Source organism: Exiguobacterium sp. HSB13, from assembly GCF_056764755.1.
The window spans coordinates 182,309-205,620 of the sequence record NZ_JBUZOM010000002.1; the positions used below are offsets into that span (position 1 = coordinate 182,309).

The window sequence follows — 23,312 nt, forward strand, 5'->3', positions numbered from 1 at the left end:
CGTTCCTATTGGATTTCTTTTAGTGTACGAAAGTAAACGAAGTAGGAGTGCTACATTCCCATATATTTTAAATGACTTTATTTTCCTTAGACGCTTTAGAATTCGAGTCAATGAGCCGATAGAAACGTTGCTGTCTGAACCACTGGGTATGTTGTTTTACTTCCTGATAAAGAACGAACAGGACGAAGGCGAAAACGAGACCGCGTCCGATCCATGGTAAGACGAGAAGACCGTAGTTCATCGCAGCAAACAGCTGGAGTAAGAAACGACGTTTACTCGGATCCCGTAGATACGTGATCAGTGGGAGTTGCTGGTGTGTCTGCTTGAATAATCGCAGATGAAGGAACGGACGCTTTCGGTGAGACGGCTTCGGTAAGGCACCGTTCAATTCAAGGACGGTCGCCGATAAACTCGACTGTCGTTTCGTTGACAACAGGATATCCTCCGTTAATCCGTCCTCACGCCGTGACCAGTGCCGGACATGAAGAGATCCGAACAGCAACACACACAGTGCAAAGACGAAGAGGACAGGGTGTGGTTGAAGCCACAGCAGGAGCAACAGAGTGATGCGTCCGGTTGCCAGGGCGAGATGACCGCTCCATTTTCGCAAGAACCGTTGTCCAGATAACCGGTATGTCCAAAAGCTAAAGAACGGTTGGAGCAAAGAGAGCACAAGACTAATCAGCAGTACTGTGATACTAGATTCGTCAAATCGGATGCGATGTAACGGAAAACAGAGTAGATGTAATCCGGCAGTCATTAGAAAAATCCTCACGAAGTGATACCGAACGGAATACCACTTCATTCGAACGATCGCTCCAGGAACCGGTTTGAAGAAGAGGCGATCTGCCGGTTCGAACCAGGCGTAAAAGGCGGGCAGGAATCCATACAGAATCCATCCGAGTAAAATCCAAGCGACCGGAACTGTTTGAACCCAGTCCGCTTGACCATTTAAGATTTGAATCGCTTCATAGATGATGAACAGCCCGACCGGAACGACGAGATACAGCAAAATCGTCCAGTCAAAAATTTCTCGAAAGAAGCGACGTTGTTCAGCCTGCCGCCGACGGATCCGTTGCTTCAAAAAGGTTTCAATCATGCTCGAGTACCATCGCTTCCATGATGTCGAACAAGCGAGCACCAGGTTGACCAGAGGCTTCACCGATTTGAGCGAGTGTTCCTTGATGTTTGATGCGTCCCTGATCAATCCAGACGAAGTCGTCGCACAGACGTTCCGCGGAATCAAGGACATGGGTGACGAGCAGAATCGCCACGCCACGCGTTCGTTCTGCTTCGAGTAAATGTAACAACCGAATCGTTGCGACCGCGTCGAGACCAACGAACGGTTCATCGATGATCAGGCAGTCCGCGCGTTGCATCAAGGCACAGACGAGCATCACCTTCTGTTTCATTCCTTTAGAGAAAGAAGAGATATAGTCACCTGTGACGGCATGCAGTTCAAACGTCTTTAAGAGTCGTTCTGTATAGGTATGATCCGTCTCGTGGAGCGAGGCGACCAGCTCAAGGTGCTCGGCGAGCGTCAAATATTCGTAATAGGTCGGCTGTTCCGGAATATAGGCGAGTGAGATCGGTAAATCGATCTCTCCTTCGACCCACGGTAGCGTACCGAACATCGCTTGAATCGTCGTACTTTTTCCCGCACCGTTCGTACCGATCAAACCGGTGATGGATCCAGGCTGTAAAGAAAACGAGATCTCTTGTAAGACTGGTTGACCGACGTCATAACCGGCTTGTTGAATGGATACATGCATGTGAAACATCTCCTTTCACTACATCTACTGATAGAAGAAGAAAAATGTTTCACAGCAACAGAAATCAGCAGAACCATAGTAAAAAATGTAACAGGTTAAAAATGACAAATGGGCTATAATGGAAATATCAATTTTAGAGGATGATCACGATGCAAACAGTCGAGCGAATTTATTTTCGGGAGTCCGGTATGGGAAGAGGACAGACGTTCTGGTGGGATCGTACAAGTCGAACGGTTCGTGCGGAAGATGAGGAAGAAATATTATCTCCACGGTTTCCACGTGAATTAATATTCCTTGACGAAATGGATCCATTGCTTATAAACCTGACGGAAGAGGACATCTATCTAATCGACATGTGGTCAGATTTATTCAATATCGAGAAATGGCGAGAGTGCGCGGATCCTGAAAGTCTTACGATGATGGACGGAACAGCCTGGGAAATTCATGTGACTACAGAACACGGCACAGAAAAAGTGTCACGCTCAAACGTTTTTCCACCAGGGTGGGAGATGATTCGGGAACTCCTATACGGTTATTACGATGCGGGGAGTAACCGAAAAGATGAAGAAAGGGAGGATGAACAATGAAACGAGCACTATTGTATCTGATTCCGTTTGCGTGGCTAGGACCTTACCTCGATTGGAAAGAGGGTTCGATATTAGGGTATGCCTTATTTTTGTTTGGACTTGGAGCTTTATCGTATTCACTTGCACGGAGTGGAAAACCGAAATACATCGTCATCGGCAACATGGTTTCGTTTGCGATTTCGTACGGGATCGCACTCAGTGTAGGTGAAGGATACGGCGAAGGATACTTCAAGCCATTGACAGCCAGTCAACTGGTTCTCGGAGTGAGTGTCTTGAATTTGGTCGTGCAAATACCAATGGTGATGAATGCGATTCAAAACAAAGTGATGAAAAAGGAGTTAGAAGGATATGACGGATGAGAGCCAACAGTTACTTGATGTAATTCAACGAATCCTAGAACGGCAATCGCCACTCGACTTAATTGATATCTACCAGCGCGTCAGACAAACAGAACATTTGGATCTATCACGGTTTACATCAGAAGCAGGACTTGAGGCACGCGTTCGGAAATTGATCTACCTACATGCGAGTGAGTGTGAATTGTACCGGGGAGAGCAGGACCTCTTTTACAGCGAGACGGGAAAAGGAACAGGGCGCTGGGGATTACGATAAAAAAACGCTACGCAACAAGTGCGTAGCGAGTAAATCAAACGAGTCCTAAAATCTCAACTTCGACCAAAGCACTTTTTGGTAGTTCCTTCACAGCGATACAAGACCGAGCTGGGAAGTGATCGTGTGGTGCGAAGTAGTCGGAGTAAATCGTATTAAAAGAAGCGAAGTGTTCCATGCTCGTTAAGTAGCATGTCGTCTTGACGACGCGATCGGGTGTCAGCCCGGCCTCTTTCAGGATGGCATCGACGTTGCGCATGACTTGTTCCGTCTGCTCTGTGATTCCGCCTGGTACGAGTTCACCCGTTGCGGGATCAATCGGGATTTGACCGGAAGCATAGAGTGTGCCGTTTGCGATAAAGCCTTGCGAGTAAGGACCGATCGCAGCAGGGGCGTTAGACGTTTCAATTTTTTTTAAAAATGACATATCTTATTTCTCTCCATTCTTTTGTTAATAAGTACTTACTAGGTAAAAAACAATATAACTTTAAATTACTTTTATTATAATCATTAACAATATAATATGAATAAAAAACCATAAATGATATAATTTATTAGGGAAGTTGTGACAAATAAACATGAGAACTAAGGAGAATTTATAATGCAAAATCAAGTTAATCCTTTTGTTTCATTTATGCATCAGTATGATTTAACTACAGCAGATTACTCGAAAATTTTTGACGAACATACTAAGAAAATCGAGTACAGTATTGATACAAATATTAACAAAAAAATTATCGAAGAGCTCTCAACGTCTCCTCGCTCTATCATCATAACAGGTAATGCTGGAGATGGAAAAACTAGAATTTGTAGAAATGTGTATGATCAATTAGTCGAAGAAGAGTTTAAAGGATGGCCGGAATCAGGTATAGCAGAGATTTCATATAAAAACTATAGAATTCGAATAATAAAAGATTTATCGGAATTAAAAAATGAAGTTATCGTTGAAGAACTAAAAAAATTGCAAGATTCCCTAGAAAACGATGAATCTAAGGTATATTTTCTCATTGCAGCTAATGAGGGGAAATTAACGCATACCCTTGTGAAATATCCTGAATTAAATAAATTAAAAAGTGTCGTCATTCCTCAATTTATATCAAACAATAAAGAAGTAGAAATGACGAATGAAATAAAAGTATATAACTTATTGTACGCATCATCGTCGATTTATGCTGAAAAAATCGTAGAAGGATGGAATGAAGAACAAAACTGGGATATTTGTAATGATTGTTCTAGTAAAAACATATGCATTATAAATAGCAATCATCTAGCTTTAAGTGATAAAACAACAAAAAATCGAATGATGCGTATGTATAAATCTTTAGATATGAACGGTAAGCATATGACAATGCGAGAGTTACTCATTCACTTAGCCTATACGCAAACAGGCGGAATGGCTTGCAAAGATATACACGAGGCTTCTAATAGTGAATCAATCCAAGCGTTAGCGAAAAAGTCTTATTATGAGAACTTTTTTGGTAACAATCTTAGACCAGAAGTTTTTGAGGAAATTGGCGGCATTCAAGAATTTAAATCATTAGATCCTGGATACATTTCAGACTCTGTAATTGATGACTTTCTACTTAATGGAGACTTAAGTAGTAGCGAACAAATCAAAGATACACATCACACATTGTTTGGTAAAGATATTGATGTTGAAAACGGTGCTTATTACGAAGACGTAAAAATGTATCGTTCAAATATACATGGTGATAATGTGAACGGTGTTGAACTAATGAATAAATGGTTTCCAAGATTGCGAAGAAAGTATTACTTTGAATCTCAAGATAATAAAAAAGTAGAAAAATTAATCTCTTATCGACACCGGTATGATTTTATAAGCATTCTTCATAGAGGAAGAATTGAACATAACATTAAGGTTAAGCTTGTGGATGGATTAAATACGTTCTTCGCAAAGAGAATGGTGTATTCTCCCTCTCATCAGCTGTATGTATCTTCAGATAGTTTATTAGTTCATCAGATTGTTGGTCTAGATCAAGTGGAATTTCATATCCAAGGTAAAAATGAAGCAATTGACCAAACAGGTACAAAATTAACCTTGAGTGTACAAGGCGTAGAACTAGCTATTAATTTAGTGACTTTTGAATATCTAATGCGTTTGAGTAATGGAGGCATGTTAAACGTTTTGAGAGAGCATGTAGAGATATTACTTAATAGTTTTCGAAATAGATTGATCTCGTTAAAAAAACAGGATGAAAGTATTTTGCAAATTTTGAAGTTCGATCGTATTCAAGGATCATTTGTGTTAGAAACAATTGAAATTAATGAAAGCGAAATTATTAGTGTAGACATTGAACTTGAAGATGATGATTTTTAAATCTAAGTAAAAATAGTTGAAAGGATGTTAGATATGCAAGAAGAAAGTTCAAAATTTTCTAGTAAAATTGGTGCTGAAATATGGGGACATCGGTTTAAAGATGGGCAGCGTGGACCAGAGTATACTTTAGAATTTTTAAATGTATTTGCTGGAACAGGTTTTAGTCTAGAAAAGAAGTATTATGACCGAAGAAAAATGATTGAATTTCGCCAGTTTGTCTATGAAGGAGAGAAAGAGGGCGCAAAAGGTCATACTGCAATTTTCGAAGAAAAGAAAAAAGATGTGATTCGAAAGAAACTCGGAGTAAGTGAAAAGCAATTAGAAGATTTACAAGTGTTCTTTAAAAATCTAACTATACCTCTAATGACACCGATGGGAAAACCAGTTGATCGCTCTTGGTACGCTCAAATGATGTATCCTCTCCATGAGTCATTGCTTTTTTCTGAAGTTCGTGTAAATAGAGATAAAGGTAATTCGAAAAATTTAACTATTAATTATGAACGTAATTTTTTTGCTCGTGGTGGAGAATTATACTTTTTAATGTTGCATTACGGAACCTTAAATAATCCTGAATTAAGAATTAATATTGAGAAAAACATGAAAACCCTACTATCTAGCTCTAGTGGGGTAATTGCTGTCATTAATCAAATTAATGAAGCATTTAGTGAGTATAGTACTGGAGAGCAGCCAGCACCACTAATCAAAGATGAAGAGTTATCATCTGTTATTACTAATTGGGAAAGTAGTGAATACCCAACTTTACCAAATACAGATTTAGCATTGTATAAAGAATTTGCAGAAGAACTTAACGCATTGCTTATGTTAAACATTGATATTTATGAAATGTTTGATATTTTAACTTCTCTCATAACATTCCAACTTCATCGTTATATGATTTTTCAATCAGAACAAATTATTGGTGAAACGAGCAATTATTTCATTGATTGTTTAGAAGGTCAAAATAAATCAATTAAATTTTTGGCTCAAGATTCTTATAGAATTCACGAAACTATAGTAAGAGAAGCGTATAAAACCTTTGTTGAAGATCGAGTAGAAGAAGTGTTTTCTGAAGCTAAAGCAGAAGAAAAAATTTATTTTTGGAGAAATAATTTTGATAGCTCTGAAAAAGATAAATTAAAAGGCTATTCTGGATTTTTTAATGAATTAAATTTTAACAGCCTTCAAGCAACAAAAAAGAAAAAACTTGTAGAGGCATTGGAGACCAAAGATATTAATAATGCTAAAAAGTTACTTAGATTACGTATTGTAGAACTTTATATGGAGGATTTGTCTAAAACACAAGTCCCTATTATGAAAACTTTAGCTCGTGATGGTCAGTTTATTGTTTCAGGAAAGGGATCTAAAGCTCGATATGTACTACATGATAATGTTCTAAGTGCTTTAGTGTATGCAACTCTCGATGGTCAGAACAATTTACCATATGACGATTTCTTAAATGAATTATTCCTGAAATATCGGATTATTATTGGTGAGGATGCTGCTAAAAATTCTGGATTGTATTCAAAAGAGGGAATTAATCTAAGTCACTTTAGAAGCAATGAGAAAAAAATGAGACAAAAATTAAAACAAAATGGGCTACTCCAAGAATATTCAGATGCAACAGCATTAGTGACAAATCCTTATTCTAATTGATGCAACATACCAGGAAGGAGCATTAAGCAATGATTGCAAGAATTACTCATAAAGAAAAGATAATAGGTAGTTGGATTGCACAACACTTACTTAATTATCTTAAAGATCATAAAAATAAAAATGCCGAAAAAGTACTAGTAAAGATAGAAGGAATAAACGAAGAATACTTTCCAGCTATCTTAAACGCATTATTAGAAAATCAAACTCAACTCAAAAGTTTTTATGAACCATTGATACGGACTATAAAACAAATTGACGGTTATGATTCATTTGTTTTAAATGAAAACGAAAATGGAGTGTGGTTACGAAATAATGTGAAAACGAATGAAGCATTAATTTTATTAATGAATGAACGAACACCAGAAGCTCAAAGCTTAAAAGATATTGTTTCTATTGATGAAACACAATTATTATCATCGGATGGATTTTTCAGTTTAGATCAATCTCTACGAGAAAAAGGATATTTAGAACCACATCAGATAAAAGATCTACTCAAACTAATTGGAGCATATCAGCATAGAGGAGAACTCGATTTACAACTTTCAATGCTTATTGCTTATATTGAAAGCGTGTTACAAGAGAAAGAATTATCTAATGATACATTTAAAGTGATTTTAGGAAAATCTCTGCCTCATTTTCGGCTATTTAAAGATGAGCATTTAAAATTTGAGTCGCTAGAGGGTCTTCGTAGTCAGCTTAGAAAAAACTTTTTATTAAGTCACTTAAGAAAAACTTTAGTAAATTATTTAGACCCAGAGAAAATGATGAAAAATGTAGATAATTTCATTGTCAATGAAGAAAAAAATAATTTTTCAAGTGAAGTTTGGAAAAGCTTTAATAACGATAAAGTATTGTTTTTAGAAAAAACTATGGAGTTTGTTGAAAGACGAAACAACGACCTTTTAAATCTAGTTTCATACAATGACGCAGAACGAATTTTTGGATTTAAAGTGTCTAATTCTTTAAAGGATAAATTAAATAATGCAAGAGATATAATTCTAGACAATTTTGCAGAAAAAATTAGAGAAGCAAAAAGTATTGAAGAAGAGAGCCAATTAAAGCAAGAAAAAATGGAAGCTGAAAGCCGTTTTGATCGTGGTGTTGAAGCCGTAAATGCTAAAAATGATATTGAGACGATTCGAGAATTCCGAGAAGAATATGAACAAGAACTTGAAAAAGAAAATATACTGAAAAAAATTATTAATATTGAAAATAAGCTTGAGAATCCCTCTGAATATATTGATATTTTTGAAGCGATTTTATCTGAGGGTTTAGTGATGTTAGAGGAAATAGATCATGAAGAATTCAATGGTAATCTTACCTTTGAAATTTCAATAGATCAAAATACAGAAGTTTCTGAAGAACAAGCTAGATTCTTTAATTTTCATCTGAAATCTTTATCCATGTTGTCTTCGAACATAATTGTTCTTTCAGAATTGATGAACACTAACGAATCATCTAAAGAGATTGAAGTAATCCCCGTTAAATTACGACTTTTAAAAAATGAAAATTCTATAGCGAAATCCATTATCAAAATTGATGCTAGTAGAACATTAATTGAAACAAGTTTTTCCAAATTTATCAACCAAATTCAAGACGGTTTTTTACATTCTATTATTACGAAAAAGGGTACGCCAGTTGAAGAAGATCTTAATGAGTATTTGAGTGAACAACAAAAATACACCCTTATGTCGGATAAACGATTGTTAGAACCTATCGAGCAATTTAAAAAATACAATTCTGAGTACACTAATATTCTTAAATCTATTATCGACGAAAATAGAGGAATAACTATTGAAGACTTAAATCAAGTATCTGATCTTAGTGAATCATTTTTAAAGTGCTCGGATCATGATGTAGATAGTGTTAGAAAAATATACTCACTCCTAAATGAAATTGGAACGATAAAGATTTTCGAAACTAAAAACGTTAAACAAGCAGAAGTTGAACGTAAAATAGTATCTGTATTTAATCCCATTAGATTTATTGCTTACGGCTTTAAACTCATTCATTTTGGAAAATTACTTTCTAGTATTTCTGATACGTCTGAACAACGCAATAAAATACAAGATGTAGAAGATTTAAAACAGTACAAAGAGTACCTAAGAGGATCGTTTACTAACTTGGCACCATCTTATTACGTATCTAGGGAAGGGAATCACCTATTTGCACAAGATGAACTATATGGTCAGGGAACATATATCGAAGGTGGAGAAATTGAGAGTGTGTCCTCCCAAGCAACTTCTTTTGCGAAAGAAATTGAAAAAGTGACAAACGATTATCTTCGAGTTTATCCGTATGCGGCAGATTGTTTAGATGTTTTATTCTTATATGTTACAAACTTAGAGTTTGTAAAAAAGAGTGTAGAACAAATCTTAAAAAATGATAGTTTAAAGAAGCTGAATATAACTATTCATAGTCCTGCGAGAGCTGCAATGCTCTATGATGAGATTAATCAATGGATTCAATCTCAAGAAGAGTATATTAACGCTGTAGATTCGTTTGGTGAATTTCCTAGATTAGAAATTAATGTATTGCCTTTTAGCGATCCCAAAACACTTGAGGAAAAACTAGATACATCCATGCTAGACTTTGATTTAGCCGTGTTTATTGATTATTTTGGTCAAAGTGACAATTTAAAAATCCCACACCAATTTTATTCAGAAAGCTACAAAGAATGTGAGTTAACAGATAAAAACTGGGTCTTTTATGAGAATCGTGAATTTAAAGCGGTTAAAGAAGGTACTCGATTAATTAACTACGTCTCACATAACCAGCCAAAATTGATGCAACAATTTTATAATATGCAAGCGATTTTAAAAGACGGATTAGTCATTGAATCTAATAAGATTGGTTTATTAAAAGGTAGACTATCTGTAACGCGTACTGAAACAAATACGTTATATAAACTTGCACACGAAAAGTTTAATTGGGTTGTCACTTACGATAGATTTATGGATCCTTTATTAATGAAACAAGTAGCTGAAGGTTCGAATATCATCCGTTATCATGTAAATCGACTAGGAAAAGAAGAAATTAAAGTTCTTGTGTCCTCTTCAGACTCAATTAGAAGATCTTCAAAAGCAGAATTGGAAGTCAATTATTACCGTGATCGCCTCTACAGCAGATTAAAGGATCAGTTAAAAGTTAGTAATATAGACATACAACGGGTTGATAAAGCTCTTAAAGTTGTAAAAGAACTATCCGGTGGTTTAGTACTAAGAGCATTAGGACCCGGAAAATTTGTTAATGAGTTTTTATCAGTATATTTAACTGTGCTACAAGATAAGAAATCTGATGACACTGTAGTTTTATGGGATATGTGTGATGAATTAGAGTGGTTTAGAACTCGGCAAAAACGCCCGGATTTATTAAAAACAACTATTAAATATTCTCCTGAAACAGAAATGTATCATGTTAAATTTGATTTAATTGAGTTAAAGCTTATACAAGAAGAAAGCTATGTTAGTGAAGTAGCTGATGCTAAAGTTCAATTATTATCAGGGGAAAAAACGTTGAAAAAGTTCTTTAGAAGATTTGATTCAACACTCGAAAGAAACTTGTATTTAAACTCATTTTTACTTCATTTAGAAGATAAGCGTGCATATGAAGAATTTGAATTAGCGATACTGCATGAACTAAGAAATAACGAAAATATTCAAATTAATTTTGAATTTACAAAGTCAATTTATGCTTATATTCACAATAAAAATATTGAATTTGAAGGTCGTTCAGAACTTTCACCTGGACATTATTATGAAAAGCAAGATGAAAATGAAATAGTAGTAAACACTTTTACTAGATCGTATATTTTATCTGAAATGAATGTTCCTGATCATGAAGTAAATAATGAATTACAGGATGAAGAAAAATCATTATTAGAACAGGTTGCTGTAACTGACGATAACGAGTACTTTGATCGTTATACTCAAACAGATAATAAAGATCTAATTTTAACTGAAATACAAAAAGATAATGTTACGAAGGAAAACGACTTAGACTTAAAGGATAAAAGTGAGTTAAGCATAATAAACGAAACTCAAAATATTGAAGTAGTTGAAGACATCGAGGAATTTAAATATCCAGAAGAGCATGCACTGAAGAACGTTCAAGCTCCACAAACAGAGTCATTTGATGAGGTATTAAAAAAATTGGGTGATAGTTATGCGGACACACTGCAAACTAAACTCCGAATAAATAATGTTCAGTTTACGGTGGAGCGAACTATCGTTGGTGCTAGCGTCATTCGAATTATTGGTAGAATTCCATCGGATCAAAGTATTACAGCAGTTGAAAAGAAAGCTAAAGATATGCCTTTATGGCTGCATATTGATTCGCCACCAACTATTTTTAGTGATCGAAATGGTATCAATATAGACATTAATCGTAATGATCCTGATACAATTTTCTTTTCACAGTTTATGAAGTACGTTCGAAGAGATATCACACAAACAGACTTAAAGAATGGTTTTCTTGTTCCTATTGGACTTAACCCTTTAAATGAAGTGATGTCAGTTGATTTTAATGGAACAGAACCTCATATGTTAGTCGCTGGATCAACTGGAAGTGGAAAAAGTGTTAGTTTGAATTCAATTGTTATGTCTATGATGTGCCTATACACACCGGAAGAATTGAAGTTTGTATTTATAGATCCAAAACAGGTTGAATTTTCTATGTTTGAAGATGTTCAGCATACTGATAAAGTATTATTAGATTTAATAGATTCTGCTGATTATTTAGATGTTATGATTATGGAAATGGAAAATCGATATAGTAAATTTAAAGATGCTTATGCAAAAAATTTAAAAGAATATAATGAAGCACTAATTGAAGAAAATAAATCATCAGAAGTTTTACCACGCATTGTCATTGTTTTTGATGAATTTGCTGATTTCATGATGCAGGATAAAGAATTTGCACAACGTATCGAAACTGCTATTAAGAGAATAGGTCAAAAAGGACGGGCAGCAGGGATTCATATGATAGTTTGTACACAATCACCTAAAGCGGAGATTATTAATACTACTATTAAAAATAATTTGCTAGCACGTTTAGGATTAAAAGTAACAGACGCTGTTGCATCTAACGTTGTATTAGATACAAGCGGTGCCGAAAATTTAGCAGGTAAAGGTGACTACCTCTTAAAGAAAGATAGAGAACCAGTTAGAGGTAAGAGTCCTTATTTAGAACCACAGTCTTTACGAGCATTGATGAGGTTCTTTAAAAATAACTAAACTTACAAAGTAGCCAAGAGTAATCTGGCTACTTTGCTTTGTTAAAATTAAGGTGGGTTACAAATGGGTTTTGGACAACATCAAAGTTTTTACTTACGTCCGCAATGGTTATATAAAGGATTAACTGAAATTAAAAGCGATGCTCGCTTTTTTTATAATGATACTCATTTTGAACAACTAGGCTTAGGGAAAAACATGGCGAAATCAGCGAAGTATTGGTTATTCTCAACTGGTCTCATGGAAGAGAAGCGCCAATCGGGAAAAACAGAACATCACCTTACTTCTTTAGGGGAATTAGTTGATAAATACGATAAATATATTCAACATCCTGTTACGAAAAGTATTTTACATTATACTCTAGCTTCTGATCCAAAAATTGCAACAAGTTGGTATTGGTTTTTTAATGTATTCAAAGAATCAATTTTTGATAAAGCAATATTGATAGAAACGTTAGAAACCTGGGTCGGTCACACATTAGAAAAATCAGTCTCTTCCAATTCACTAAAAAGAGACATTGATTGTCTCATTCAAATGTATAGTCCAAATAATCTTTCATCTACTCCTGAAGATGTTATTAAAAGTCCGTTTGAAGAATTAGGGTTGGTAAGTAATACAGTTAAGGGTACTTACAAAAAAACACCACTAGATACAGTGTTTAAGTTTGAAGTACTTTTCATCACTTTTTTGATTTATATAGAAAGAAATGAACTCACTGAAGTGAGTCTTGATGAATTAATCGATGGTGAAAATCTATGGGGAAGAATTTTTAACCTGTCAAGATCTGAAATTGTTAACTGTCTAGAAGAGATGCAAAAAAGATATCCAATAATCTTTACTAGAACGAACCGTCTCGATGTAGTTAGAATTACTGATACAACTAATTATTTAGATTATATGGAACGATTTTTTGAAAATGAGGTAGTGTTATGAAAAAGTTTCAACCTAGTATTAATGTAGTTTATGACACAGGAAAGTCTGAACTGTTTGATATGTTTGTCCCTAACAATGATCAGTTGGAAATTATGGAAAATATAATTTCAAGTCTATCTAAAAAAAGTCTAGTCAATTCTCATCTTATGATTGGTCCATATGGAGCAGGAAAATCAATGGTCGGGGCAATTACGGCTTCTTTAATAACAGCAAGAAAAAATAGTAAAGATGTAAAGTCGTTTTTATATAACGTGAGTGGTTTAAATAATAGTTTATCAGACAAAATTAAAGACAATTTATATGAGAATAATATTAAGTGGATTCCTATTACTATCACAGGTAAAAACGGACGTATTGACGAAATTATTTTAGAAGCTATTCAGTTAAAATTAAAATCAGAAGGAATTGTTTTATCTCTTAAAGGAGATAGTGAGCAAATTCTTCAAACCATTGAATTGTGGAAGAACGACTATAAAGATACGTATTTAAAATTGATAAATTTGTGTACATCTTTTGGGTGTACTATAGAAGAATTGATTGAAGGAATTACTATAAATGATGAAAGATATATAGTGGAATTTAAAAAAATGTATGGAACTTTGACTTCTGGAGCTACATATATTTCAGAATCACAAGCATCATTTGTTGAAAAAATTCAACACTTAACGAATCAATTATCTATAAAAAAAATGGGACTTTTTATTATTTATGATGAGTTTGGAAGATTTCTTCAAGGTGTAAACCAATCGTTGATTTTTCAAACTATGCAAGATTTACAAGATATCGCTGAATTTGCAAACAGAGCTTCTAACTTAGGTTTACTCTTCATTACTCATACAGGTCTTCGACAGTATTCAACAGAGAGTAATAATTTATCTAAAGAAGAATTAGAAAGAGTTGAAAAAAGATTTGAATCGCATCGCTTAGATAGTGATCCTTCTTTATTTTATAGAACAGCATTTAAAATACTTGAGATCGTTAAAGAAGATAATGCTCCAAACTTATTTTTGTTAAACGATATTGAAAAAATAAAAAACGATTTAAAAAAGTATAGTCTTTTTCCAGATATGGAATTGTCTGAAGTTGAGAATTTCATTTTAGAAAAATGCCAACCTATACACCCATTAACAATTAGATTATTGCCTATTCTTTCAAATATGTTAGGACAAAATGATCGAACGTTATATACGTTTTTATCTCAATTTGATGAGAATAGTTTAGAGACTGATTGGTATTATGCAGATCAATTGTTTAATTATTTCTATCCAGATGAATCTTCATTTTATCTAATTGATGATTTAAAGTATTATCGACTATCAATGAGTTACCAAATATCGAACGAAGCAAAAAGACTCGTAAAATTAATGACTTTATTGAATATATCTAATAGACCTTTTAAACTTTCTATAGATTTTTTATCCTTTGCACTAGGTATCAACGAGATAAAAATACGAGAGAGTATAGAAGAACTAAAAAAAATAAAGATAATAAGATATAATCCATTAGCTTCATCATATGAATTATATAGTGGATCTATACTTTCTTTAGAATCCTTAGTAGAAGATTATCGCTCTAAAACAGTTATTAATGATGAATCTAGAATTAAGTTTTTAAATGATTTTTTACCTAATAAATATTTTTTACCTCATGAGTATAATAGTGTTAAAAGCATGACGCGCTTTGTGGAATCTCAATTTACCTGGGGAGACATTTTGAACTTAGATCTTGCGGTTAGTGATGGAGCGCTACTGTATATGATCTATAGAAATGATCAAGAGTTAAAAAATATTCGGGAGTTCGTAATAAATTCTAAAAGAAAAGATATTATAGTTTGCGTTACGAAGTTAAATACTAAAGATTTAATTATTAAATTAGACGAATTTATGATTTTGGATCTTCTACTCAACACGTCAGAACTACTTCAACAAGATGAGAATTTAGAAGCGGAAATTGTAATTCATTTAGAAAATATAAGATTCGAAATTGAAAAGCTCTTACGACCAATTAGACATTTTGAGACAGATAATTTAACTTGGTATATCAAAAATGACGTCGTTAAAATCGATTCAAAGAATTCACTTGAAAAGAAACTTTCGAAATGGATGTTCGACAGATTTCCTGCCACACCGGAAATTAGAAATGAAGGATTTAACAAAAAAAACGTTACTTCTATCCAAAAGAAAGCTGCTAAAAGTATCTTGTCTCAGCTACTTTCTCCTACATTTTCAGGTGATTTTGACATCCAAGGATTTGGTCCGGATTATTTAATTTATGCAACTATGTTTAAAAATACAGGAATCGATACAAATAATTTAAGTCAAATAGCTGATAATAATCTGTTGAAATTAAGGTACGATCTGCTTTCACATCTTAAACAAAATAGAAGAGGAAAAATTGTCGGTTTATATGATTTATTAAGACACGAACCTTATGGTATTAGAGAACCACTAATACCGCTATTATTAATAGCTCTATTAAAAGACGTTTGGCATCAAATGGCGTTTTACTCAAATGACTTTTATATTCATGAATTAAATGCAGATATGCTATATGACATTTTAGAATTAAGAGCAGATTTTTATGAATACGAACTATATGAATTATCTTCGGCAAATTTAAATTTACTCAAAGATATAAATACTACGTTTTTCAATGGTACTTTATCAGAACAGCCTGTCATAATTTTTACAGAGCTAACGCGATGGTTACGGAGCTTACCAAGATATACTCAAGTAACCGACCAACTGATTGTTAATGAAAATCAATTCAAAGAGATTATTCGACATAGTGAAACAGACCCACTTGCATCAATTAATAATCTCGCAAAAATTGTTGAAAATGATTCTGATTTAAAGATATTAAAATCAGGACTCGAAAACCATTTGAGTCTTTTGACAGAACAGATCAAAAAAGAAGTTCTTCTTAAAATGGAAGTTGAATCAAGTAAAAATATTCATGAGTGGGCTGATAGAAATAAAGAACTTGTGTTAAGCAGTCCAATATTAGCTGGATTCGTTTCAGAGTACGCTCAGAATAAAGATTGGTTAGCATATTTAATTGAAAAAATTGTTGGAGTGGCACTAAAAGACTGGTCAGATGTCACATATGATTCGTTTTGGATGAATTTCAAGCAGTTATTGGTGACGAACCAAAATCAAAATGGATTAATCAAAATAGTGACTGATAATCAAACCATTATGGAAATTAAAGAAGTTGAGCTTTCTGTTAAAGGGAAGACTATCTACAACAATGTAAGTAGAATAGTAAATGCTGGTAGTAGAACAATGTCAGATGATGAAATCCGCTTTGTTGTGTATAAGATTCTAAGTGAATTAGAATCTTAATAGATACTATAGTTATTTAATGCTTAGCGATTGTTTATCGCATCCATCTATACAAAAAGGTAGTGGATAAGATTCCACTACCTTTTTATATAGATTTTGTTTATGAGAAAGAGCATACACAAGGAATTGTATCGTCTTTTTCACTTAAATATTTCTCAATTCCGTCTCTATCCATCAATTCTCTATATTCACGCAATGTGAATGGTCCACCATTTCTCTTTAGAATAGAAACATCTTTCTCAAACTTACTGCGGAAGCGTTCTTCCATAGCTTCTTGCTCGGCATATTGCTCGGGCCAGACACTATATAAAAGAGCGTAATGACCTAAGCCTCCTCGGACACATCGACCCGCGCAGTTCGCGTGAGAAAAACCTAAACCATACATTCTCGGCAATGCAATTTTCCACTCGTCACGAATGATTTCCTTCGTATCGAGATCGCCTTTAAAAGTTTCGATCATAGGAAAACGCGTTTCTATCGGTTCGATTGGGTTGTGTTCGTAGAAATTTTGAAGATTGATGGCTCGATGCTGCTCATGAGGTCCAATACCGAAATAAAGGATTGGTTCAAGATTATGCTCGTCTCGAAGCTCTTCGAGATAAATCATTGTTTGACGAACCTTTAATTCCTCAGAGCATTTAGCCATACGTGAATTACCCAAGAATTTAACATCGTGGAAAACTTCATCAGGCGTTCTCCCATCTATTCGAGTAGTAATCTCCATACCGATATACTCTGCTACTTCATCCATGAATCGGTAGTTGTCTATATCTTCCCAAAGTGTATCAGTGAAAAAAAGAACGCAGTTTTCTTTGCCGTATTTCTGAACGATATGATAAGCAACATAAGCGGAAGATGCACCGCCACTAAACATTGCTACATGCACTGGCTTTCTACCAGATAATGAAGGAGTAGTACCTGCTTTTAATACACCTAGTGCTGATCGATCAGAGGTTTTTTGGGTCTTTACTTTATTCATATCCATCTCAAAACCACCTCTCTCGAAAACAAAATATCCATTTATTTTCTAATTATAAGTATAAGGTTCATTTCTAATTAAATACAATAATATGTTTATACATCATGTATCAAGTAAGCTCTTATACGTACTCTATTAAAGCTGGTTTTATCTCCATCTCTTCAAGTGTCGTCCATAACGATTCCATTGCTCGATCGGCATCTTGATAAAAGTGACGTCCACGGACACGCCAGAATTGCCAGCCTGCGCGCTCCAATACTTTTTGTCGGAACATATCTGCTTCATAAGCGTCTGGACCGTGCCAACGTTCTCCATCACATTCGACAGCAAGGCGATTGTGTTCACCTTCAACGACGAGATCAATCCGGTAGCCATTGACTTGTACTTGTGGTGTGACGAGGTAACCACGTGCAACGAGGCGACGATAGACAGCTTCTTCGAATGGAGAATCAAAACGATGTTTCACACTATCGAATGATGCTTGGTCACCAAGGGGATTTTGACAATACCCAAGTAATTTATAGCGCATACAGTTGTTGTTTCCGATATCGTTCAACGTCACGGAATGGAACAAAATCATTTGATCGCGGGCTCGACTAGCCGCGACGTTGAAGCGTTGGCTATCCGTTTCTTTTGTCATCGACATGAAGCGTTTATTCGGTGCGACGACCATTGAGAGAAGCATGACATCTCGTTCGTCTCCTTGGAACGTATACGCATCTCCGAAGCGTACTTGATGCTGCATCAAGACATCAATTCCGATTTCCGATGTTGCAATCCGCTCGATTTGCGTCGCTTGCGCATTTCCAAGTAAAGAGACGACACCAAACGTCCGATTGTGATAGAGCGGATCTTGAATCATTCGTTTTAATTCAGCAACAATGGCACGAGCTTCCGGAATGTTGACCTTATCTGTCGTCGTCTCGTCGACATATCCATCACTGACGAAATGATTTTTTACCGCAGGATTCAGTCGTTCAGCTCGCTGTGGTAAGCGGAGTGGAACAATCGTACCTTCATAGACATGAGCGTTACTGAAGCCGATGATTTCCGGGACGCAGCGGAAGTGTTCCCGTAATCCAACTTTTGTACTGAACTTAACGGAAGCGAGTGAATAGAGGCTACTCGTTCCATCGAACAACGCCATCGTGGAATCATCCCCAAAATAGGTCTTTCGCTTTTCTTCGACGTTATCCCGATTATCAAAGCTCGTCGGACTAATTTGGCGATCATCTCCGACGATGATGGCTTTACGTGCCCGTGATAAGAGAGAAATCGCGTCCATCGTGCTTTGAGAGCTCTCATCAAAGATGATGACGTCAAAGAGATCACTTGCTGCCTTGAAGGATTCGAGCACACGGTTGACAGGCATGATCCAGACCGGAATCGCGTCTTGCGCCTGCATCATTTGTTTAGCTGCTTCTTTTCGGTAACGTGGGGCATGTTTCCCAGTCCCTTTGCCGACTTTACGAATCAACGTCGCCCAGCTGTTCAGTTGCTCTTGTTTCGAAGGCGTCATCCGCTTGAGTTGTTCTTTCCATGCCAGTGTGGCACATAGACGTGCGACGGTTTGACCTTCTTCCTGCTCGAGGCGGTGCAAGTGTTCACGCTCGTCTGCATCACTTAATGCTTCCAGTCGAGTTTTAACATAGGCAAGGTGCCAGGCATCTCGAAGTTCGAGCGCGTGGAACGTCGGTGCACTATTCGTCCGTAACGCCGTGATCCAATTTGGTGCTGCTTGCTCGAGTGTGTCACTAAGGGTTTGTAAACGGCTCGCTCGATGTTCGTTTGTTTCTAGAACTCTTAGTTCTTCATAAATAGCTGCATACTGATCCGTATCCCAGTCACGAATTGCCTGTTGTAAAGGTAGGGTGATGGGATGCGTCAATTCTGCCACGTCAAGTAGTGATAACCAGTTCTGCTGCTGGGTTGTTAATTCATCTAAACGATCCAGCTCGAATAACGTTTCGAGTGCATGTGTTTGCGTTGTCAGCCAGTCCGCTTCATACATGAAATCATGGTGTTCATAGCTTGCCTGCAATGGACGAACGACTTGTGTGAAATGCTGCATGATGTCGTCTAGAGAGCGGAAGACATTGAGTGCTTTTCGGTACGTTGTGATTTCAGGCATCGTCACCTTAATCGAGTGATGCTCGAATCGATGTTTAAAGGTACGTTCCAATTTCCGGAGTGAGTCGCTGTACGTCAGGTGCTGTAAAAGTAGAGTGACGTCAGCAGCACTCGTTAATCGTTTCTGATCAATCATCACTTCATCTAGTAGGAATGCGTATTTTTTTCGTTTTGTCCACTTGAAGAACACACCATCGACCTTATTACCTTCAAATAGCGGTAAGAGTTCTGCTGCGAGTGCAGATACATCTTGATCGGTTGTTGGAATCGCGAAGTCGTGAAGAGAGACGATTCGTTCAAGTTGCTCGATCTCATGCAACGCCTGCTCGAACGATAAGCGGTCTTGTTCGAGTTCATCGAAATCAGATGGGTGTTCCAACCAATGACGATACAGATTCACTGTCCATTGCTCAAGAAGTGGATATTTTCGAGACGACTGACGCAACCAGTCTAAGAGTTGATATTTCGTATCATCAGAGGCAGATTTCATCCAGGCTACTGATGAAGCGATTGGTTCAAGTTCGCGTAGTGTTTGTACTTCATTGACGATCTCTTTAAAAAGTAATGGTTCGGCAAAAGACGTTCGTGTAGGACGACGCCCTAAGATTTTAAGTTCAGCCAATGCCTCTTGGTCTTGCATCAATTCATATAATTCTTGAATATCGATCGCACTCATCGGTGCCTCTTCTGTTAAGAGTGGCGTTGGGATGTGTGTTGAAAGTGTTGATTGACTGATCCACTTGGCCCATTCGAGTGGTGTTTTTGTTTCTTGTCCAATCGTTAGACCATCATGTTCGACGATGGCTTGATCGAGCATCGTCCGACGAGTCGATGCAATCTCTTGACGAATCGACTCTAACCGCTGGCGAATCGTCGTAGCACTGGCTTCTAGTTCTTCAGCAGACGTCTTGTTCAAATAACTAGAGATCCCATGTAAGGATGTTTCGGTCTGTTTGATCGTCTTTGAATCTGCCCCAAGAACGGAAACGGCAAGTTCACGAATTTCAGCGGGTAACTTATCACGAAGAACAGTCAGTGCGTGCTCTTTTTCACTTGTGACAAGGACCCGTTTACCGTGTGCCAACAGATGCGAAATCAAATTCGAAATCGTATGGCTTTTTCCGGTACCGGGAGGACCTTGAACGACGACACCGGCATTGTTACTGAGTTGTTGGAGGATCCGTTTTTGTTCTTCGTTATACGGAAGGGGAAATAGAATCTCTTCTCCGACTGCTTGCCACTCTGTTCGATCTTGTTGATCGAGTGCGGCGATAGCGGCATCGTCAGAAGTAAAGAATTGCTCGAGTGCTGGTGAGAGCGGTAAGTCTTGTTCAATGGCTTCTGCAAGATGTTCATGTTCTTCGACCCAGCTATGGTTGGACTTAGGACGACGATAGAGACAGATGTTTGGCAAGACGTAGACATCTGCTTCCTCACCATAGGCGTGATCCGCATGCAATAAACGTAAGACTTGTTCACTCCGCTCTTGGAGTTGTTCATTGTCCCATGGATTAAAGTCAAAAGCATGATCTTCTTTAAAGGCAAGCTCATACTCAGAAAGCTCGGCTTTCATCCAAACACTATCCCAGTTCAACATGTCCAACTCGAGCTTTGGCAAGGTCGGTGTCGTTTCGATGCGGAAGATGCTCTTTTCCGTATCAAAATCAATGACAGCCGGTCGAACGAACAAAGGACGTTTGATGGATTGAGTTGGCCAATGAAGGTGACCAAACGACCAGACGATTTCGTGTGTGTCATTATCTGTCGTTTGGAATTGATACATGCGGTACATCAAATCATAGAGGGCTTGAGCTTTTTCATGTTGTCTTTTTTTCTCTTTCCAGTCTCGAACGGCTAATTCATAAGTCGTCCAAACGGAAGTCAATTCAGTAGGGAGAGAAGCCTTTGGTGTGACATCTTCTCCATTAATGACAGTCCATTCAGTAAGTTTATTGGGAAGTGCGGGACGATCCGTCGTGAAAGCGGGCTGGAACTTTACTTCTACTACGGTTTGTTGGCTTTCATCAGACGTCGAGTTGACGTTCGGGAAAGCAAGTGTCGTCTCGTCTAAAATCGCGGTATAGGTCCTCGTATCGCGTTGCGTTTTTAATCCTAGTTTTTTGACGGAAGCCATGAATTGAAACAGATTGATTGCTTTTGTTCGAGTAGTGCTCATTACTAGATTGCTCCTTGTATGTAAATTTAAAAGTTAGGAAATTAGAGACTGTTTATTGAAAAATAAATCGATTAATTCCTATTTTTTAGGACAGTATTAGTATACAAGGAAAGGGGATAGAGAGAATAGTGCAAAGCAAAAAAGACTTTCCGAAGTGTTTATCGGAAGGTCTTTTATAATTATGGAAGGTCGATCGTTATGCTGTTGTCAGAAGAAGAATCAATCGGATCTCCTGTAGCAGGATCTGTTGGTAATCCAATCAAGAAATCAAGAGAAGTTAGCGTATTAGCTGATTCTTCCATAAAAACATAAAAGCTACCCTTATCAGTCATACCGGCTTTTAGAAGTGGCAAATCTGCGTCTGGATCATAGCTTTTGTTAAGTGTGAACTTTCCTACAGGACTATACTCATTTATACCGTTATTGATAAAGGTGCCAGCAAACGAGTAGTAATAGTCTATTGATGTATTATTTTGAACAGTTGCAGCTACTTTTAATACGGAAGTAGGCTCTACATCAAACATAAATTTTTTGACGAATGGCTCATAGTCGGTGACTTCTCCAACTTCGATTTGATTGATTTCGTAAAAGAAATTAGGGGCTAGTTCAATTTTTTTATTAACCTTTTGTAGTTTCAAAGAACTGTATGACCCATAGTACTTTTCTGTTTGATCATAAATTTTTTTATCAGGTGCATCTGCTGTATCGACAGAAGTATCTTGTTCTGTCTCAGAGTCGCTAGTTATTGGTTCTTCAGCAGTTGTCTCTTCATCAACAAGATCATTTGTATTCGTGTTATCAGTATTGTCAGAAGAACTAGCAGTAGATTCTGAATTAATCTCAGTGGGGGCTGAAGTAATCACTTCATACGAGGTTACTAAGAACAGGATGCCAAAAGGTAAGACAAACTTCCATATTCGAGGAAGCTCTTTAAAAGACTGATGCTTTAACAAAAAAAGCACACTCATAAAAATACCTACTATACCAATGCAAAGTATGATGTAAAAAATATTTTCAAAATGAAGTGTAGTGGCAAATACAGTGAGTATAAATAATGTGAATAGCAAAATAGTTGGAATGAAAATTTGCGGAGAGGGTCGACTTTTTGGATTTTTGTAGCTGTAATAAAGCATCCAACAAAGTGAACTAAATATGATGACATATAAAATCGGTAGCATTATGATTTCATACTGACCATCTTGCTGATACAACGCATATACATTGAGTAGAGATAATATTAACAGGAGACTACTTAACCAAAGTAGAAGGGTGATGTTCTTTACTTTTTCGGAAGACTGATTCTCTTTTACAATTTGATAGCGATAAGCGATTGTTGCGATTAGAATCACTAATGAACAGTAATGTAAGATTGTGAATATAGATTGCATATTAGATAGACCTCCTTCTTCAGAAACAAGACCAAGGTAGTATTGATAAAATTCCCTTATTACATTAAAAACAATCAATTTATCTACATGAAAATCGAATTATTTGAGTGAATATATAAAATGAATAGAATTTAGTTAGATTATGAAATCAAAAGATTAGTAACTAAAATAT

At 36.3% G+C, this 23,312-nt stretch carries 14 protein-coding genes; 8 read left to right on the top strand and 6 right to left on the bottom strand.

Features of this window, described 5'->3' with window-relative positions; translation table 11 throughout:
* Positions 1 to 67 precede the first annotated feature (67 nt).
* Complete coding sequence (locus tag ACZGCQ_RS12725) at positions 68 to 1,099, bottom strand: ABC transporter permease (RefSeq protein WP_481266485.1); 1,032 nt, start codon at positions 1,097 to 1,099, stop codon at positions 68 to 70.
* Positions 1,092 to 1,772: an ABC transporter ATP-binding protein gene (locus tag ACZGCQ_RS12730; RefSeq protein WP_481266486.1), complete on the bottom strand. Its 681-nt coding sequence runs from the start codon at positions 1,770 to 1,772 to the stop codon at positions 1,092 to 1,094. The genes ACZGCQ_RS12725 and ACZGCQ_RS12730 overlap by 8 nt, the downstream gene beginning before the upstream one ends.
* Before the next feature lie 149 nt (positions 1,773 to 1,921).
* On the opposite strand from ACZGCQ_RS12730, the gene ACZGCQ_RS12735 reads away from it, so the two are divergent.
* From ACZGCQ_RS12735 to ACZGCQ_RS12745, 3 genes are read left to right on the top strand one after another with little or no spacing between them, the layout of a single operon-like run.
* On the top strand, positions 1,922 to 2,359 hold the full coding sequence (locus ACZGCQ_RS12735; protein WP_481266487.1) for a hypothetical protein: 438 nt from the start codon (positions 1,922 to 1,924) through the stop codon (positions 2,357 to 2,359).
* Positions 2,356 to 2,718, top strand: a complete 363-nt coding sequence (locus ACZGCQ_RS12740) for a hypothetical protein (RefSeq protein WP_215148423.1) — start codon at positions 2,356 to 2,358, stop codon at positions 2,716 to 2,718. The genes ACZGCQ_RS12735 and ACZGCQ_RS12740 overlap by 4 nt, the downstream gene beginning before the upstream one ends.
* On the top strand, positions 2,708 to 2,971 hold the full coding sequence (locus tag ACZGCQ_RS12745; protein WP_480003504.1) for a hypothetical protein: 264 nt from the start codon (positions 2,708 to 2,710) through the stop codon (positions 2,969 to 2,971). The genes ACZGCQ_RS12740 and ACZGCQ_RS12745 overlap by 11 nt, the downstream gene beginning before the upstream one ends.
* Before the next feature lie 34 nt (positions 2,972 to 3,005).
* On the opposite strand, the gene ACZGCQ_RS12750 is transcribed toward ACZGCQ_RS12745, so the two are convergent.
* Positions 3,006 to 3,395 (bottom strand): RidA family protein, encoded by a 390-nt coding sequence (locus tag ACZGCQ_RS12750; RefSeq protein ID WP_481266488.1) that lies wholly within the window; start codon positions 3,393 to 3,395, stop codon positions 3,006 to 3,008.
* A 174-nt stretch (positions 3,396 to 3,569) separates the two neighbouring features.
* Here ACZGCQ_RS12750 and ACZGCQ_RS12755 point away from each other — a divergent pair, with 174 nt between their 5' ends.
* The 5 genes from ACZGCQ_RS12755 to ACZGCQ_RS12775 all read left to right on the top strand — a co-directional run bounded on the left by ACZGCQ_RS12755 (position 3,570) and on the right by ACZGCQ_RS12775 (position 16,467).
* Positions 3,570 to 5,306 carry a hypothetical protein gene (locus ACZGCQ_RS12755; protein WP_481266489.1) on the top strand — a complete coding sequence of 579 codons (1,737 nt, stop codon included), beginning with the start codon at positions 3,570 to 3,572 and terminating at the stop codon, positions 5,304 to 5,306.
* A 33-nt stretch (positions 5,307 to 5,339) separates the two neighbouring features.
* Positions 5,340 to 6,959: a hypothetical protein gene (locus ACZGCQ_RS12760; RefSeq protein ID WP_481266490.1), complete on the top strand. Its 1,620-nt coding sequence runs from the start codon at positions 5,340 to 5,342 to the stop codon at positions 6,957 to 6,959.
* Between the two features lie 29 nt (positions 6,960 to 6,988).
* Entirely contained in the window at positions 6,989 to 12,193 is a 5,205-nt protein-coding gene (locus ACZGCQ_RS12765) for an FtsK/SpoIIIE domain-containing protein (RefSeq protein WP_481266491.1), read from the top strand.
* Between the two features lie 63 nt (positions 12,194 to 12,256).
* Positions 12,257 to 13,123, top strand: a complete 867-nt coding sequence (locus ACZGCQ_RS12770; RefSeq protein WP_481266492.1) for a DUF4007 family protein — start codon at positions 12,257 to 12,259, stop codon at positions 13,121 to 13,123.
* Entirely contained in the window at positions 13,120 to 16,467 is a 3,348-nt protein-coding gene (locus ACZGCQ_RS12775) for a hypothetical protein (RefSeq protein WP_481266493.1), read from the top strand. The genes ACZGCQ_RS12770 and ACZGCQ_RS12775 overlap by 4 nt, the downstream gene beginning before the upstream one ends.
* A 100-nt stretch (positions 16,468 to 16,567) precedes the next feature.
* On the opposite strand, the gene ACZGCQ_RS12780 is transcribed toward ACZGCQ_RS12775, so the two are convergent.
* The 3 genes from ACZGCQ_RS12780 to ACZGCQ_RS12790 form a co-directional block, all read right to left on the bottom strand.
* Complete coding sequence (locus ACZGCQ_RS12780; RefSeq protein WP_481266494.1) at positions 16,568 to 17,452, bottom strand: phosphoadenosine phosphosulfate reductase domain-containing protein; 885 nt, start codon at positions 17,450 to 17,452, stop codon at positions 16,568 to 16,570.
* Positions 17,453 to 17,567: 115 nt separating this feature from the next.
* Positions 17,568 to 21,752, bottom strand: coding sequence for an AAA domain-containing protein (locus ACZGCQ_RS12785; protein WP_481266495.1), 4,185 nt, complete (start codon positions 21,750 to 21,752; stop codon positions 17,568 to 17,570).
* Positions 21,753 to 21,931: 179 nt separating this feature from the next.
* A complete protein-coding gene (locus ACZGCQ_RS12790) occupies positions 21,932 to 23,140 on the bottom strand; it encodes a hypothetical protein (protein ID WP_481266496.1) in 1,209 nt (402 codons plus the stop codon).
* Between the last annotated feature and the right edge of the window lie 172 nt (positions 23,141 to 23,312).